Source organism: Vibrio sp. 378 (genome assembly GCF_033339435.1).
In genome coordinates this window covers 1-552 of the sequence record NZ_JAWOUO010001002.1, presented here as the reverse complement: position 1 = coordinate 552, position 552 = coordinate 1, and the positions used below count along the sequence as shown (strand labels likewise).

1 protein-coding gene is annotated in these 552 nt (G+C 47.1%); it reads left to right on the top strand.

Annotated elements, in window-relative coordinates:
- Window positions 1–552 (top strand): response regulator (locus R7Q48_RS30035; RefSeq protein WP_318134050.1); only part of this gene is annotated, 552 nt, incomplete at both ends.

Genomic DNA, 552 nt, shown 5'->3' with positions numbered 1-552 from the left:
AGTGACGCTGAGTGAGCAAACTCACTATGACAAAACGGTGTTGGTTATCGCGATAAAAGACACGGGAATAGGGATATCTAAAGAGGCGCAAAAACGTATATTTCGCCCATTTGAGCAAGCAGAATCATCAACCACAAGGCGCTTCGGCGGGACTGGCCTTGGCCTTGCAATTGTTAAAGAGATCGCCGAGCACATGGGCGGTCATGTGACTGTGCAAAGCCAAGAACATATCGGCACTACATTCACGGTTGAAGTTGAGATCTCTCCTTGCGAACCGGGGAAAGTGGAATCAGGACATAGGCACAAGCTCAATTGCAATGGTTTGAAGGCCTTGATAGTAGAGGACAATCGAACCAACGCCATCATTATGGAAACCTTCTTAAGAGCAAAGGGCTTTGAATGCTCAAGTGTTGAAAATGGACAGCTAGCGGTAAATAAAATAGCTGTAGAGCCGTTCGATTTAATATTGATGGACAACCATATGCCTGTCCTTGACGGAGTTGGGGCAATCTCAGCAATTCGCTCCATGAGCAGCGCTGCGAAGTCGGTACT